The sequence below is a fragment of the Vogesella fluminis genome (assembly GCF_014652335.1).
Classification (GTDB): domain Bacteria; phylum Pseudomonadota; class Gammaproteobacteria; order Burkholderiales; family Chromobacteriaceae; genus Vogesella; species Vogesella fluminis.
This window is the reverse complement of sequence record NZ_BMYP01000002.1, coordinates 1-17355: the sequence shown is the minus strand read 5'-3', so window position 1 is coordinate 17355 and position 17355 is coordinate 1. Positions and strand designations below refer to the sequence as shown.

The window sequence follows — 17355 nt, the reverse complement described above, 5'->3', positions numbered from 1 at the left end:
AATGATGCAGCAAACCTCGTTTCAACCCGGCAGTCTGGTCTCGGCTCGTGGCCGAGAGTGGATTGTCCTGCCGCAATCCTCCGACGACACCCTACACTTGCGCCCGCTGGGTGCCGCCGAGGATGATGCGACGCTCATCTATCTGCCCATCGAACCCGGCCCAGTCGGTCCGGCGACCTTCCCGAAACCGACCGTGCAGCAGGCCGCCAATTTCGCCGCCGGCCAACTGTTGCGCGATGCACTGCAGCTAAAGCTGCGCACCGGTGCTGGGCCGTTCCGCAGCTTCGGAAACATTGCCGTCGAGCCGCGGGCCTATCAGCTCGTACCGCTACTGATGGCCTTGAAACAGGAGGTGGTGCGCCTGCTGATTGCCGACGACGTTGGTATCGGCAAAACCATTGAGGCGGCGCTCATCGTCCGCGAACTGCTTGACCGCGGGGAAATTTCCCGCATGGCCGTGCTCTGTCCGCCGCATCTGTGCGAGCAGTGGCAACGTGAACTGAAAGAGCGTTTCCACATCAATGCCGTGGTCGTGCGCAATACTACTGCCAACCGGCTGGAACGGGGGTTGCCGGCCAACCAGTCGGTGTTCGAGGCCTATCCGTTCACCGTGGTCAGTCTCGACTACATCAAGTCCGACCGCCGGCGGGACGAATTTCAGCGCGCCTGTCCGGAATGCGTGATTGTCGATGAGGCCCACACTTGCACGGTCAGCGGCCAAGGTAAACAGCAGCGCTACACCCTGCTCAAGGGGCTCGCCGAGAACCCTGAACGCCACATGGTGCTGCTCACGGCCACCCCGCACTCTGGCGATGAAGAAGCCTTCTACAACCTGCTAGGTCTGCTCAAACCCGAGTTCAAGGAGTTGAAGGACATCCCCTCGGATAGCCGCGGTCCCTTGCGCGAACAACTGGCCAATCATTTCGTTCAGCGCCGGCGCCCCAATATTGCTGAGTGGCAGGACAGCAGCGTTTTCCCTGAACGGTTCTCGGCTGAAATCACCTACAAGCTCACGGGCGATTGGGGCCGGCTCTTTGATGACGTGCTCGAGTACGCCCGCGAGCTCGTCATTCGTACCGAGGGCCAAGGCCTCCTGCAGCAGCGCATGAGCTGGTGGGCTGCGTTGGCTCTGCTACGCTGCATTTCCTCCTCGCCAGCCGCCGCCGTCAATGCGCTGCGTACGCGTCTGAACGGTAGTGGATTTTCCGGAGGCTCCGGCGAAGAAATGACTCTGACCCTGGAAGAAGCCGAAGAGCAAGGCCGCGAACGTATTCTCGACGGCTTGGAGGACAACCTCTCCATTCAGGACATCGAGCCAGGCGCCCGTACAGAGGACAGCGAGTGGCTGACGGACCTAATCGCCCGTACTGAAGGACTGACGGGCAGTGCCAAGGACCCCAAGCTCAAGCGCCTCATCGAGCACTTGAGGGAGCTCGTTGCTGCCGGCTTTCAGCCGGTCGTGTTCTGTCGCTATATTGCCACCGCTCACTACGTTGCCGAGCAACTGCGTTCAGTTTTCCGCAACCATCAGGTCACCGCGGTCACAGGCGAATTTGCCCCCTCGGAGCGCGAGGCCACGGTAGAGGCGATGGGCGAGGCCGAGCAGCGCATCCTGGTGGCTACCGACTGCCTTTCCGAAGGTATCAACCTGCAGAATCTCTTTACCGCTGTCGTGCACTACGACTTGTCCTGGAACCCCACCCGCCACGAACAGCGGGAAGGCCGGGTCGACCGCTTTGGCCAGAAGGCCCGCGAAGTGCGCACGATCATGCTCTACGGTCAGGACAATCCAGTAGACGGAGCCGTGCTGCAGGTTATCCTGCGCAAGGCCGAGAGCATCCGTAAGGAACTCGGCGTACTCGTCCCTATACCTGACGATGAAGGCAAGCTTACTCAGGCGCTGGTGGGCGCCGTTCTGCTGCGCAAAGGTAGCACGACGAGCAAAATGCCCCAGATGGGCCTCGATTTCGGCGAACCTGAAGCTGCTTTCGACACTGCCTGGCAATCAGCCCGAGACAAGGCTTCCAAGAGCCGTACGTTGTTCAATCAAGGTCGTTTGAAGCCTGAAAATGTTTTGCCTGAGTGGAATAAGACATTAGCCGTCCTTGGTGGAGAAGAAGACGTCGAACGCTTCGTCAAACGCGCCGCTATTCAGCTTGGCGCGCCACTGGAGGCCACCAACCAGGCAGGCTCCAGTCACTGGAAATTGTATACCGGTAGCCTGCCCGCGGCCGTTCGAGAACGATTGGAAGGCGAGGGCCTGGTCGGGACATTGCGCATTGATTTCCATCAGCCGGCAGCACCTAGGGCACAATTTATTCACCGTACCCATCCACTGGTATCGGTGCTGGCCGACCATCTGCTCGAATCCGCGCTTGAAGGTACAACGACCAGCGACGAGCCACTCGATGCGGTTGCGCGGGCTGGAGCCATCTTTACCGAGTCGGTTCAGGTCAAGACGACCGTTCTCCTGGTCCGCCTGCGCCACCAGCTGACCGTCACCCACCGGGGGCAGTCCCGCCTGTTGCTGTGCGAGGAAACCCTGACCATTGGATTGCCCGCCGAGGAAGGCCTGCCCCTACTGGAGGATGAATCAGCCCGCGTCCTGATGGCGGCCGAGCCTGCCCGCAATATGCCAATGCCGCTGCGTGACCAGCACATCCAGCGCACGCTCGACCAACTGGACGCGCACCAGCCAACTCTGGAAGCCTTGGCCCGCAAACGGGCGCAATTGCTACTGGAAGACCACCGGCGCGTCCGTGAGGCCGCCCAGGGGCGAGGCGAATACCGCGTTACTCCCAGTCTGCCCGTCGATGTGATGGGTGTCTTCGTCCTTATTCCGGCCTAAAACAGGAGTTCAGAACAATATGGCTCGCCGTAACAACCACGAACTCGCTTTCCCTGCTCTGAGCATCGAAGGCGGTCTGCTTGCCCCAGACTTCCTTAACAAGGTTGCTCATCTTGAGGCCGCTGAGCAGACCGAGGCCGAGTACGACACCCCCCGTGGCCTCAAGCTGCGCGATGAAATCGGCCGCTATTGGAAGATTGCCCAGAACCTCTGGCAGGACTTCGCCGCCAAGCGAGAGCGAACGGACGTCAATACCAACGCCGTGACTGTTAGGGACTTTCTGGAGCCACTGATGCGTCATGTACTCTGCTTTGGTGACCTCAAGGCCGTCGGGCAGATTACGCTGGATGAGCGGCTGTTTCCCATCGGCTTTGTCGCCGGTGAGGGCCGAGTGCCCGTGGTGTTTGCCGCGCACGACCAAGGCCTCGACAGACCCAGCACCCTGCATGGTGATGGTACCCGCCGCCGCTCGCCCTTCCTGCTTGCTCAGGAATACCTCAATGCCAGCGAGGGTGTCCTCTGGGCGGTGGTCAGCAATGGCCTGAAAATCCGAATCCTGCGCGACAACCCCAGTCTCACCCGTCCGGCCTACATCGAAGCCGACCTCGAGGCCATCTTCGGCGAAGGCCTTTACCCGGATTTCACGGCCCTCTGGCTGTTGGCTCATGCCTCCCGCTTCGGCAAGGCCGGTAGTGAATCTGTTGATTGCCCGCTGGAACGCTGGCGTAACACAGCGCAGGAAGACGGCATCCGTGCCCGCGACCGCTTGCGCATCGGCGTTACTGAAGCCCTGCGTGCGCTCGGCACAGGTTTCCTTGCTCATTCAGCCAACACGGAACTGCGCCACCGCCTCGAAGCCGGAGAACTCACCACCCAGGCTTATTTCGAGCAGTTGTTGCGGCTCGTTTATCGCTTCATCTTTCTTGCCACCATAGAGGACCGGGAACTGGTGTTTGCCCCCGATGCAAGCGCCGAGGCCAAGGCGCGCTACCTCACCGGCTACAGTCTCACCCGTCTACGCCAGCTCGCAGCACGTCGCCGTAGCTATGACCGCCACGCTGACCTCTGGCAGGCATTGACTATCACCTTCTCCAGTCTCGGCAAAGGGCAGCCCGCCCTGGGGTTGCCGGCCCTCGGTGGCTTGTTCACCGCAGGCCAGTGCCCGGACCTCGATGCGGCTCAACTCGACAATGCCGCGCTGCTGTCAGCCCTGTTCAGCCTCTGCTTCTTCCGCGATGGAGCGGCGCTTTCTCGCGTCAATTACCGCGATATGGATTCCGAGGAACTGGGCAGCGTCTATGAAAGCCTGCTGGAATTAGTGCCGCAGGTAACGTTGACCGCAGGCGCTCGCCGCTTCGGCTTTATCGGCGATGAGGAAGAAGGCTCCACCAAAGGCAACGCCCGCAAGCTCACCGGTTCCTACTACACCCCGGACAGCCTGGTACAGGAACTCATCAAGAGCGCGCTGGAGCCGGTCATCGAACGCACCCTCGCTGAAAACCCGCAGGAGCCGGTCAAGGCGCTGCTCTCGCTGTCGGTCTGCGACCCAGCCTGCGGTTCCGGCCACTTTCTGCTCGCCGCGGCCCGTCGTATCGCCGAAGAGGTGGCACGGCTTAATGTTGCCGACGGCAACCCGTTGCCCGCCGACTTCCGCCGGGCGCTACGCGACGTGGTGGCCCACTGCATTTATGGTGTAGACAAGAATTCGATGGCGGTGGAACTGGCCCGTACCGCCCTGTGGCTGGAGGCCTATACACCGGAACGTCCACTCACCTTCCTCGATGCCCACCTGCGTTGTGGTGACGCGCTGCTCGGGGTGCTCGACCCGGCCATCCTCACGACTGGAATCCCCGACAAAGCCTTCAACGCTCTCTCCGGTGATGACAAGGAAGTCGTCAAGCGCCTCAAGAAAGCCAACCGTGACGCCTTGAAAGCGATTGCTAAGGCACAGGTTCCGTCCGGTCAGTTCAGCCTCGGTCTGCAAACTGAAGCTGACGCAGCCGCTTTCGAAAGTCTGCCTGACGACACGTTGGAAGCCGTTGAGGCTAAGCGCGCCGCCTATGCCACCATACTAGCACGCATGGCCGACTCACATGCCCGGCTGGCGGCTGACCTGTTCGTGGCCACCTTTGTGCAGCCCAAGACGCCGGAAAACGAACCGCACGTGCCGACCAGCCAGGACTTGTGGCTAGTGCAGAACGGCAGTAGCCCACGCCCTGGCGTGGCGGACGCTGCCCATCGGGCGGCCGAAGCGGCCCAGGCATTCCACTGGTGGCAGGCCTTCCCACAGATTCAAGCCAAGGGCGGTTTTGACGTGTTGCTTGGCAACCCGCCGTGGGAGCGCATCAAGTTGCAGGAAGAAGAATTCTTCGCCAGCCGTAGTCCGCTCATAGCAGAAGCTCCACACAAAGCCGAGCGCGGCCGGCGCATTGCCCTGCTTGCAGAGGGCATGCTGCTGCACTCCTTATATCCGGAAGTCGAAGCCGCCCAGGGATTGGTGCCGCCTAATGCCGCCGAGCACGCGCTCTACGCCGAGTTTCTCGATGCCAAGCGTGGGGCCGAAGCGGCCAGTCTGTTCGCACACGACGCCGGCCGTTACCCGCTTACCGGCGTGGGTGACGTGAACACCTATGCGCTCTTTGCCGAAACCTTTGCGCAATTGGTCAGCGCTCAGGGGCGGGCCGGTTTCATTGTTCCGACCGGCATTGCCACCGATGACAGCACCAAGGCCTACTTTGCAGCCCTGACGCAGAATAGCCGGCTGGTTAGTCTCTATGATATTGAAAACCGGGACCGCCTATTCCCTGCGGTGGATAGCCGCATGAAGTTCTGTCTGATTACCTTGGGTATCGCACCGGAGGCGGAGTTCGTTTGCTTTGCCACCCAGGTGACTCAACTCACCGACCAACGCCGTCGTTTCCGGCTGGTGCCGGAAGAGTTCGCTCTCGTCAACCCCAATACGCTCACCTGCCCGGTGTTCCGCTCTGAGCGCGACGCTGAGCTGACCAAGAAGCTCTACCGGAACAGTATCGTTTTAAAGTCAAGAGAGGGTTCCTTTGAACTTGGCAGAATTGGTTGGAACATTACGTTACGAACAATGTTCCATAAGTCAGGAGATTCTGCGCTATTTGTTGAAAGCGAAGTCAGCAAGGAGGAAATGCCGCACTTACCACTCTTCGAAGGTGGTCTTGGGCACCAATTCAATTGCCGTTACTCCGAATTTCGAGATGGGCATGAGATTGAGTCCGACTATTCGCAGCTTGCAGACCCTGGCTATTTTCCGCTAACTGAATGGTCGGTTCAGCGTTCTGACTTTGAAAAGAAATGCGAATCTATGCGCTTGAGTGAGCTTGCTCGGTGTCGAAGTGCATTTCTAGGGTTTCGTCGAGTAGCCCGTAATACAGACGAACGTACAGTAATTGCCTGTATCTTCCCTTGGATGCCGTCGACCTACGGTTGGATTCTCACCTTCGGTGTTGACGCCAAACAGATGGCCGTTCTTTGTGGCGTCTACAACAGCTTGGTATTTGATTACCTACTCAGAACATCTTTGAGTCAGCCGAGTATTCCGCAAGGTACTTTTGAGCAAGTAGCGTTACCTCCCCCGGACCGCTACACCGATGCCGACCTCACCTTCATTGTTCCTCGTGTGCTGGAACTCACCTACACCGCCCACGATTTAAAGCCTTGGGCAGAAGACCTTGGTCACAATGGCGAACCCTTCCCATGGAATCCCGAACGACGTGCCCAACTCCGTGCCGAACTGGACGCCTACTACGCCCTCCTGTATGGCCTGACCCGTGATGAGCTGCGCTATATCCTCGACCCAGCGGACGTGATGGGGGAGGACTACCCATCCGAGACCTTCCGGGTACTCAAGAACAACGAGTTGCGCGAGTTTGGCGAGTACCGCACCCGACGGTTGGTTTTGGAGGCTTGGGACAGGCTTGCCGCTGAACAGAGCGATGTATCGGCCAGTACGGCAGTATTTAGCGAACAAGGGTTAATTCGGAATGCTGATGAGGCCGATTTTGCTGGCATTGTTATTGAGGTCATCAGGCAGCTTTCGGAGGGAATTTCTGCTGGCGACCTCCAGACACTGGTTGCTTGTGCGATGCAGCCAACTATCGTCTCTCAATTTGTCGACCAAGCGTCTGCAGCAAGGCTAAATGAACTAATGAGTATGATTTGCCGGGTTGATTTTGGCATGGCCATCCAACTGATACCGAATGTTCTGCATCGACTTCAGACGACTGGAGCCTGCCGCTCGGCGAAGCGCGGTGACACGGTCGTGTATGTGGTTGGCACAGGCGTACCTCCTGTCGACGTACGCTGCACCCAAGAGCATGCAGAACTGGGGGGCTTGTTATTGGAACTGGATACGAAACGCAGGGCCAATGCTCAAGCAGAACAGACTGGGCAGCAAAGTACAGATTCCCAAAGAGGGGTTGCCTAAGGGGGCGATATGACAAGTTGGTTGTCTGAGTATAAGGCGACTCGGCAGTCGCCAAGACTTTGGGTTGAGGATGTTTGGTTGCTCGACTCGGTCGAGCCGCTCTCCATTACTCGCAATCTGAAACTTCGCCAAGGGTTGAACGTTGTTTGGGCGCGTGAGCCGGAAACAGACCTCGCCTCTGGATTGGCCAGCGCTGGGCATGGTGTAGGAAAGACATCGCTGTGCTACCTATTGAGACACTGCCTTGGTGACGAGGCGTCTTCGATTACGGTCCTTTGCGATAAGGCATCCGGAGCCTTCCCAAAAGGAGGTGTGGCGGCCAAGGTGCACCTGGATGACACGACTTGGGTTGTATTCAGACCTTATGCCCGTTTTGGGCGCTCGCTTGCCGGGATAGGTGAAAGCCTGAGCGAATTGTTGGCCGGGCAGTTGGCAGGTAGTTTCGCCGAATATCAGGACGAACTACAGGCTGCGTTTATCGGGAAGCTCCCCAATTCAACTTTGCCGGGTAGTGCTCAAGTCCTTGAGTGGCGCCATCTGCTCGCATGGTGTATCAGGGACCAGAAGACGCGATTTGATGCCTTTTTCCATTGGCGAGATGGCGATGGGTTAGGTTTCCGACGCTCACGTCAGGACCCTCCATTATTCGTTCGTTCCGTGTTGGGACTGCACGATGCAAATGTCGACCGGCTAATGCGTGAAGTAGATATGCGGCAATCCAGCTTATCCAAGCTGGAAGCCGAAATTCCGGAGCTGGAGCGCTTGCCAGCATTAGAGGTGACTCTTGCTGAACGCCGTCTGAGGGCACGGCTGGGAGCTTCCGATGATGAGCCCGCTTTCAAGGATTTGGTAAGTACCTCACTGGAGCAACTGCTGGAACGTCGGATTGAGCACTTGGAGATGCAGTGTCGGAAAGCAGAACCTGCTGCTGAAAGGGCTGAGCTGGCACTTGGGCGAGCATTGGCTACCCACAGTGACCTGGACCAGAAAGCCCGTGTACTCGAACTTGAAGCGGAGATTGCGCAGTCGGTGCTGGAGAACAACGAGATTGCGTTCAATCGGCTTTCCGAAGAGGTAAGAGAACTTGAGCTATTAGCTGGACAGTGCAGGCACGGAGACATTGATTTTTCCCACTGTTCGCATGTTATCCAGCGACGCTCCACTCAGAGCCTGTCTTGGCACTTCAGAAAGCAAGCCGCAGCTGCAAATTTAGCGAACCAATCGAAGGCGCTACGCGAGGCAAAATTGAAAGCAGATGCAGCCAGAAGTGATGTCGTAGCCCAAGATGCAGTGGTGGACCAGTTTCGGCAGGCTGCTCGAAAAATTCAATTGCAGTTGGCCTCCAACCTGAACGATGCCGAATCCCTTCGTAACCAGTGGGACGAATTTGTCAGGATTTGGAAACGTTTACAAAACGGGGTTAGCTCAACGGAGTTGGAAACGGCGAGAAATCGCAAAGATTGGCTTGAAGAGGACCTGCAAAAGAAGCAAACCGAGCTCTTTGTTATCCGACAGCAGAGTTCTGCACGTAGCAATTTTCTGAAGGCACTTACCAAAACGGTAGCCTACCGAATGTTGGGAGAAGACGGATTCGGCATTTTTAAGCCGGAATCAGACACGCAACCATTCGAGCTCAGTGTAGGGGGAGAGGCCTACCAAGTTCTTGAAGTTCTCCTCGGGGATATTACAACCCTGCTGGACTCCGCCCTGTCGGATGCCACTCTGCATCCGGGCCTGATAGTCCACGACTGTCCTCGTGAGGCCGACATGAGCGAACGGCTCTACCGAGAATTTCTCCTGCTAGTCAGTGAGGCGGAGGCACAGTTGAGTATTGGCAGCATAGTTCCTTTTCAATACATTGTGACCACAACTTCACCGCCGCCCGAGACCCTTGGCAAAGAACCATACCTAGTCCTTGAATTACGCCCAGGTGACGAAAACTACTCCTTATTTAAGAAACAGCTTGAACCAAGGTTGCCCAGCATAGCTTGATTGGAATAAGAAAAATGGATAGCACGCTTTTCAAAAAGGTCGATTACAGCCTTGGCAAGCTTATGCAGGGCATCGCCATCGGGAGTCTTGGCTTGCCCGACATCCAGCGCCCGTTTGTATGGCCCAATGCCAAGGTACGCGACCTCTTTGACAAAGGCTACCGCACGCAGCGACACGTATTGAGACGCGAGGGATACCATGGAGCATAACTGGACAGCACGAGCCACAGCATGAGCATCGTTCGAGACAAGTACCGATTTCTCGCTCCACGTGTCAGTTTGTTGAGCGATGTCGTTGTGCTCGCTCAAGCCTGGAAGAAGGCTCACACCTATATCCGTCGACACAACTGGTATGCTGATACCTTGGAGTTGGATTGCTCGGCGGTCGACCTAGACCAGAGGCTTCGCCAGTGGTCCGAGGAACTTAAGGACGGAGGGTTTCGGCCGAGCCCGGCTTTGCTTGTTCCTGCGCCAAAAAATGGCTCGTGGGGATTTGGGGAGGCGTTTACTGGCGGGTGGGGCGCCGTGCTTGGCGACGAAGGGGCGCGCCCTGTTCTTCGTCCACTCGCTCATCTCGGTATCCGCGAGCAAACCGTTCTGACTGCTGCGATGCTTTGCCTTGCTGACTGTATCGAAACCGCTCAGGGCAACACTTCCTTGCCAGCTGAAGAGGCCCTCGCCGGTGGAGTGTTTAGTTATGGCAACCGGCTCTACTGCAGGTGGTCGGGTGACAACTCTCGAGCCCATTTCTCTTGGGGTAATGCGACGTCCTACAGTCGTTATTTCCAGGACTATCAGCAGTTTGTGGAACGCCCCAATGTACTTGCCCGCAAGGTTGAAAATGAAAACCCTGATGTGGATGTTTTCATTGTCAAACTGGACCTCAGTGCGTTCTATGACAACGTTGACGTCAAAACACTGGTCAGCAAACTGAGAACGACTTACTCGGCGTTTAAACGACGTTATGCAGAGGTGCCAGCAGCCGACCCTCAGTTCTGGCCCCTCCTGCGGAAGATACTGACCTTCGCCTGGAGGGAAGAAGACTGCGAATTGAGAGGGCTCTTCAGGGATAAGGTCCTCCCACGAGGGTTGCCTCAGGGGTTATTGGCGAGTGGATTCCTCGCGAATGCCTACATGCTGGCGTTCGACAAGGCGCTTGGAGCGGTTGCTCAAGCGGGCGGCTCTGTTGGTGAACATGAACCCGTCACGGTTCACGACTATTGCCGGTATGTGGATGACTTGCGCTTGGTTGTGTCCGTGCGTGATTGGCCAAATCCCGAGGCGCTGATTAGAGAGGCCATTCCCCAGTGGGTACAAGAGCAACTGGATGCGACGACCGGAGCGGGGCGCCTGCGTATCAATCAAGACAAGACGGAGGTTGAGCCGTACCGAGCCGTTGGTGGGGATGCAGGGACCGCAGCTCGCATGAAGCTGCTGCAGCATCAGCTGAGCGGCCCGTTCGATGTAGCCACATTGCAGCAAGTTGAAGCTGGCCTGAATGGTTTGCTGGCCTTGGCCGAACTTGGTGCAGCGACCGCGAGCTCAGGTTCCGACCTCTCCTCAATTCCACTCTTGGCCTCTGTGGCGCGGCCCAAGCTTGAAGTCCGGGACGACACTCTGACCCGGTTCTCCGCCTACCGCCTCACTCGGTCGCTTCGCATGCGTCGCAGCATGACCAACCTCACGGAAGAACTGCCGGAGGGCGGAACAGCCAAGGAAGCGCTGCTGCACGACTTCGAAGTCACGGCGCGAAGACTGGTTGCCGCTTGGTCCGTTAATCCTTCGCTCGTTCAGGTGTTGCGATATGCCCTGGACCTTTTCCCGAGTCCGGATTTGCTCAAGCCGGTGCTTGAGGCTTTGAAGACCAAGCTTCGGGAGGAGGAGACACCTGATGATGAGAAGCGAGTCGCCTACTATGTGCTTGCCGAACTGTTCAAGGCAGGAGCGATGGAAACCGGCCGGCAGGCTTCCCGCGATGTCGCTTTCGCTGTTGGCGACCAGGAAGCCTATCGGAATGAACTTGTCGTCCTAGCGACCGAGGTTCTTGAAGCATGGCCATGTGTGCCTTGGTATGTCCAGCAGCAGGCCTCTCTCCTTCTCTCCTCCTCGCGTACTCCTTTGGATGCTCTGCCAACGACGCCTGAGCTCTCCTACCACCGGGCGCTCAATGATTACATGAAGGGTGAGAGCCGCTGTCGAGAGTTGCCCGCTTGTGATGAGGTCGCGGTTTCACTGGTAGGCATGCAGCTTGATTCAGACGAAAAGCACTATGTTGGCTGGTTCCGCGATTTTTCGAAGGGGCGCCCGAAGAAGGATGTTTCCGAAGTGGTTCGATTGATTGGGCACACAAACCACGACCTCCTTGCTGCAGTGGTCGGAAGGGGCAAGAAGTTCCGACCTCCAGAATACCTTCGCGTGTATCTCGATTGCCGTTTGCGGTCACCAGCTTCGCAACTTGAGACAAACGTCTTGATTCCGTTTCTCAAGGTGATTTCGCATCCGCAGGCCGTTTTCTCTGAAGAGAACGCGCTGTTGCACCTCGCTCAGTGTTTTACGACCGATTTGCCAAAAAGGGTGCTGAAGCATCCGCACGGGCTTACACCGGCAAGTTTGAGCCTGAGTTGTACCGATTGGAACAAACTCAAGGACCCGACAGCTAAAGTTCTTGAGGTTAGCTGGCGTGCTGATGTCGAAACTGACCCGACATACGAAACCCCTACCTGGTGCGGGAAAGGCTGGGGATGGATGTATGCCTTCGGACGACTCCTAAGGGCCGCTGCGACAGGACAGCCGGATTTCACTGCACGGAACTGGCTTCTCACTGAAGACGGTACGGGTTGGTATCGCGGAATAAGGAGCACTTGGCAAAGTCGACGAACGGGGATGGTCCATACATCGACTGCACTGGTTGGAACCACGTCGGCCATTACGCCTTGGATGTCGGCGTTGCTCCTGGAGTTACTGCAATGGCCAGGTATCGCAAATGGAAATGGAGAGTCACTGCTCGCGGACATCGACAGTGTCGAGGAGTTCTCCGAGTTGATAGCGGAGCGTTTGCGGGAACAGTCCGAAATCTATGGATATGGTTCCGACATGCCGATGTATCGCTATCCCGTGCAGTGGCCGTTACGCGAAAGCCGTTCCTTGAGAGTTGTTCAAGTTCAGGGGCTGATGCCTGCCTGCTCCGATTTTGTCGATGGACTTGAAGGCCTCGATGCTCTCGGTTACAGGGAGCGACATCGGAATCACACCGCGGCGCTCCTGCATCTGGCGCACAGACACATCAAAGTGCGTGATGAAGTTCTCGGGCGGCAAGAGAAACCTGAAGTCGACTTGGTCATCTTCCCTGAGTTCGCGATTCATGTAGACGACCAAGACTTGATGAGGGCGTTTTCAGATGCTACCGGCGCGATGCTCTTCTATGGCCTTGTTGGCGCCACCGCTCCCGGTGTTTCTGGTCCCGTCAATGCGGCACGTTGGCTTGTTCCTCAGCGAAGAGGTGGTAGGCGTTCCTGGGTGGAGGTGGACCAGGGAAAGTGGCATTTGACTGCTGATGAAGAGAACATCCTTGGTATTTCCCCATGGCGCCCATACCAGGTTGTTATTGAGCTTCAAAATGGGAGCGAGCGTCCGTACCGTATAGCCGGCGCCATCTGTTACGACGCGACGGATTTGGCGCTTGCGGCGGACTTGCGAGACGAAGCGCACATGTTTGTCATCGCGGCCATGAACAAGGACGTCAAGACCTTTGACAGTATGGTTTCCGCGCTGCGCTACCACATGTACCAACACGTGCTGGTCGTTAATTGTGGCGAGTATGGTGGTTCGACGGCTCAGGCTCCCTATGATGCCGAACATAAGCGGTTGATTTCGCATGCGCATGGCGGAAACCAGCTCTCGATAGCCATCTTTGATATTGAACTGGATGATTTTGGGCCATTGCTCAGGGCTGCAGCGCCACCAGTGGCAGTGATGAAGGAGGTTCGAGAAAGAATTGGAAAGACGCGACCAGCTGGTTTGAATAGACGGTAGCGCTTAGTCCTCCCTGATTGTGGGTCCGTAGCGCCTATGCAATTGACGTGTTGAGGTGATTGGCTTGGCGAAGCTGTCTTGGCTACTCGACGACTTCCTCTTCGCACTAGACGATTACGCGTCGAACGGTATGAACAGTTGACTGGAGCTAAAGGCACATGAGCCAGGCGTCAAAGTTATCAGCAGGTAATCTCCTCAGGCTCGAGCGGATTCGGGTGAAAAAGGCAGCCCAGGATGCAGGGTTTGACCTCAGTCCAATCCAAGAGGGTGATTTGCTTGTCTTCCGGTCAACACTGCTTCCAGGACGCGTTGGCGTTGCCATCAAACACGCCGGTGTCTACCGGGTCGTTATATCGGACGAAAGCGTGGGGAGCAAGGCGGCCAAGGATTGCGACAACATAACAGCACAAGCTGACCCACCATGGCCGGTGCAAGTGGATGCAATACAAGGCTTCGAGGCGCTGCACCGCTTGCTCTTACGTACTGTAACGTTGGAGCACGTGATGGGGGAGGCGCCGGCTGCCGTCTTTCGTGCCCGCACAAGCAGCCTGCCGACGTCCCCCCGGTATTGAGTAGCACGTGACTTTAGAGTCCAATCAACCACACATGGAGATTGGACATGAAGAAACGCTTCACCGAAGAACAGATCATCGGCTTCCTGCGAGAAGCCGAAACCGGCATCCCGGTGGCAGAACTCTGCCGCAAGCACGCCTTCTCCGAGGCCAGCTACTACCTCTGGCGCAGCAAGTTTGGCGGCATGAACGTCTCGGAGGCCAAGCGCCTTAAGGAACTGGAAACCGAGAACGCACGGCTGAAGAAGCTCCTGGCCGAAACGATGCTCGAGAACGAGATTGCCAAAGAGGCCCTGCGAAAAAAGTGGTGAGCGCACCGTCACGGCGGGAGCTGGTGCGCCATCTGGTGGGCAATGGGCTCAGCGAGCGTCGATCGCTGCGTCTAGCCGGCATGAGCCCCAGTTCATTCCGTTACCAGCCCGCCACCGACCGCAATGTCGCCTTGAAAGCGAAGATCATCGCGCTCGCGCAACGTCACCGACGCTACGGGGCCGGCATGATCTACCTGAAGCTGCGGCAGGAAGGCATGCGGGTCAATCACAAGCGGGTGGATCGGCTCTATGCCGAGGCGGGTCTGCAAATTCGCCGGCGTAAGCGCAAGAAGGTGCCGGTGGCAGCTCGTCACCCGCTGGCTCGCCCCTTGGCCGCCAACCAAGTCTGGTCGATGGACTTCGTGTTCGACCGGACGGCAGAGGGCCGTGTCATCAAGAGCCTGACCGTTGTCGATGATGCAACACACGAGGCCGTCGCCATTGTGCCGGAACGGGCGATGAGCGGCCTGCACCTGACCCGAGTCCTCGACCAGTTGGCGAAAACACGCGGCTTGCCCAAAGCGATCAGGACCGATAACGGCAAGGAGTTCTGCAGCCGCGCCATGCTTACCTGGGCGCATGCTCGTGGCGTTCAGCTCTTCCTCATCGAGCCCGGCAAGCCCAATCAGAACGCCTACATCGAATCGTTTAACGGGCGTTTCCGGGATGAGTGCCTGAACGAGCACTGGTTCACCAGCCTGCGCCATGCACAGGTGGTGATCGAAGCGTGGCGAAAGGAGTACAACCATGAAAGACCGAAGAGAGCACTGGGTGGTTTGACGCCAGCGGCCTACGCCAAATCACTCGCAGAGAAATCAGGTAAATTAGCCTCGGACTCTAATGCTCAGTGCTACTGAGAACGGGGGGACGTCGCTGCCTACATCCACTGAGGCAGAGCGCTTGGTCGTCCAGCGTGTTGGTCAGGATATTTTCCGGCAAGCGCTCATCGACTATTGGCAGGGGCGCTGTGCTGTCACCGGGTTGGATGTCGTGCCGTTGCTGCGCGCCTCCCACATCAAACCCTGGGCCGACTGCGTATCTGATGCAGAACGACTCGATGTGTTCAACGGCCTGCTGCTAGCACCGCACCTTGATGCATTGTTTGATGGGGGCTGGGTGACGTTCCTGGACTCGGGCGGTATTCAGATTTCTGAGCGACTGGATGTCGACCGCCGAGCTCTCATGGGTCTCTCGGGGGCAGAGGTTATTTCTGGTCTGACTGAGCAGCACAGGGCCTATCTCGAGTGGCATCGTGAGCATTGCTTTCGCTGATAACTATCGTCCATCTAATCATGTGAGAAGGCACCATGGGCAGCGATGGAGAAACAGGCTTGCTGGCCCCTTGTGTTTTCTCAAATTTTGAATTCAAGCTATTGAGCAGACACTGTTTTTCTGCATTTTCTACATCTGACCTGCAACGGGCTGGCGGGTGCCATTTTGTGAGAGGACAACAAAATGGAGAAACCCCAGCGGGAACGTTTGCTGGCGCATTTGGGGCCTAGGGTGAGGCGTAATCTGATGATGGTGGTCGAACGGCTGCATCAAGTGCCGCTCTCACAGTAAGCCCAACACATGGTGTTGGGCTTTGATGGGAGGGTGAGACTGAAAATGCGGCTGCTCTGAATCGTAGCGACTTACATACGGCTGAACTGAGGCCCGAGCAAGCGTCCCATTTCCATGGCTCCGTCGTTGCTGGTAAGCCCATCGTAATGCTTCTCAATGGTCTCTACCCGGTCGTTCAGTACCCGTGCTGCCGTTTTATGTGTGCCGCCATCGGCTTTCAAAATGGACGTAGCGACGATGTGTCGGAAGGCGTGAGCCCTGAAGCCAGAACACTGGGGAATGTACTTGGCCGTCAGTTCATATATTTTTGCACTCAACTCCGCCCATGGTTGATGGGAGGTCGTCCCGCACTCGAGCCTGGTCAGAAAGACCAAGTCGGTAGGGAAGCGCAGCAGTTTGGGCCGATAGATGAACAGGTAGCGTTCAAGGTCTGCCCAAGCAGAAGATTGCACTTCGCAATCATAGATGGAGTTCCCCGCGGCACCGTTGCGGTTTTTGAACTTGGTTTTGGAGATGCGAATCCACCATGACCCATCAGCACGCTGATAGAGCTCACCCGTATTGTCGGGGCGCCACGTCAAGTGCGCCAGGTTCCTGCGGCGAAGCGGGTTCGAGATGATGAGCTTGATAAGGGCCAGGTCTCTGGCCCAGATAGCCTCCAGGGATGGGGAGCCTACTGGGCGGTTGGCACGCATGCGTTGAACCATATCCACGATAGCTTCCATTGGCTGACGTAATTCGACAAGCTTGCGAATGGGCGCAAACGAGTCTCGTGAGACTTCGATTTCCCCTTGGTAAGCCGATACCAGTTGCTCGGTCAAGTCAAATTGCCGCTCGCAGAGCGCCGTCCATTCTTCAGTGGCATATTCAGCAGGCAAGGTCGCCAGCATGTCAGGTTGCTGCCACAGGTAGCCAAAGCGTGGGCGAACCAGTGATGCAACGAATGCCAAAAACTGAGTGGTACCCCGGTTGCGCGTTCCGACCCTTTCCTTGCACCAATCCAGGTATTCTTCCAGAAAGTCGGGGACGGCCAGCCAAGCCAGCGTCTGTACGCTATCTATAGGCAATCCCTTGCCACCGCGTTCCTGAGGAAGTGACAGCCATCCAAGGTAGGAAGACGTCTTGTGCCAGGCAATCCGTGCTGAGGCGACTTCTTTGCCATCATGGAATGCCCACCAGTTCGCATCAGTGCTTGGGGATAGCGGACATGGAGAGAATCGCCATTTGCCGCGCTTGGTCCGCTTTAAGATGGGAACGGCTGCAGTCTTGTACGCCACGTATTCGTACCATTGCTGACGCAAGGGAGAATCCGGTTCCGGCTTACAGCAATATTGCTGCTGGGTAAGCGCTAGGACCGTTTGATTGTATTGAATCTGGGCAGGCTGCCCGCCGAGTTGGGCTTTGTAACCCCGTGGCTTCACGCCAGCTAAGTTGATGAGACTGCTTCGCTCCAGGCCAAAGAACGCTTCGATACGCATGAGATACTTGGCACTCGATGGGCGTGGTTGCTTGCCGAGCAGCCATCCTCTCAGCATGTCTTGAGGGACGCCGGCTTGCCTTGCAACCCGTTTCACGGGAGTGA

General features: G+C 57.3%; 8 protein-coding genes. 7 read left to right on the top strand and 1 reads right to left on the bottom strand.

What is annotated here, in order from left to right; translation table 11 throughout:
• Window position 1: 1 nt before the first annotated feature.
• The 7 genes from IE083_RS00900 to IE083_RS00870 all read left to right on the top strand — a co-directional run bounded on the left by IE083_RS00900 (window position 2) and on the right by IE083_RS00870 (window position 15482).
• Complete coding sequence (locus IE083_RS00900; protein ID WP_189351764.1) at window positions 2-2848, top strand: DUF8741 domain-containing protein; 2847 nt, start codon at window positions 2-4, stop codon at window positions 2846-2848.
• A 19-nt stretch (window positions 2849-2867) separates the two neighbouring features.
• Window positions 2868-7304 (top strand): Eco57I restriction-modification methylase domain-containing protein, encoded by a 4437-nt coding sequence (locus IE083_RS00895; protein ID WP_189351763.1) that lies wholly within the window; start codon window positions 2868-2870, stop codon window positions 7302-7304.
• Window positions 7305-7382: 78 nt separating this feature from the next.
• Window positions 7383-9296, top strand: a complete 1914-nt coding sequence (locus IE083_RS00890) for a coiled-coil domain-containing protein (RefSeq protein WP_189351762.1) — start codon at window positions 7383-7385, stop codon at window positions 9294-9296.
• Window positions 9297-9310: 14 nt separating this feature from the next.
• Entirely contained in the window at window positions 9311-9505 is a 195-nt protein-coding gene (locus IE083_RS00885; RefSeq protein ID WP_189351874.1) for a hypothetical protein, read from the top strand.
• A 21-nt stretch (window positions 9506-9526) separates the two neighbouring features.
• Window positions 9527-13327 (top strand): hypothetical protein, encoded by a 3801-nt coding sequence (locus tag IE083_RS00880; RefSeq protein WP_189351761.1) that lies wholly within the window; start codon window positions 9527-9529, stop codon window positions 13325-13327.
• Window positions 13328-13946: 619 nt separating this feature from the next.
• Window positions 13947-15067 (top strand): IS3 family transposase gene (locus tag IE083_RS00875; protein ID WP_189351760.1). Its coding sequence is split into 2 segments (ribosomal slippage): window positions 13947-14205 and window positions 14205-15067, totalling 1122 coding nucleotides; the frame shifts between segments, so codons are not numbered across the junction.
• A gap of 43 nt (window positions 15068-15110) precedes the next feature.
• Window positions 15111-15482: an HNH endonuclease gene (locus tag IE083_RS00870; protein ID WP_229799530.1), complete on the top strand. Its 372-nt coding sequence runs from the start codon at window positions 15111-15113 to the stop codon at window positions 15480-15482.
• Between the two features lie 362 nt (window positions 15483-15844).
• Here the strand turns inward: IE083_RS00870 and IE083_RS15740 are convergent.
• Window positions 15845-17355, bottom strand: a 1511-nt coding sequence (locus tag IE083_RS15740) for a hypothetical protein (protein ID WP_229799529.1), incomplete at its 5' end; no start/stop codon positions are given.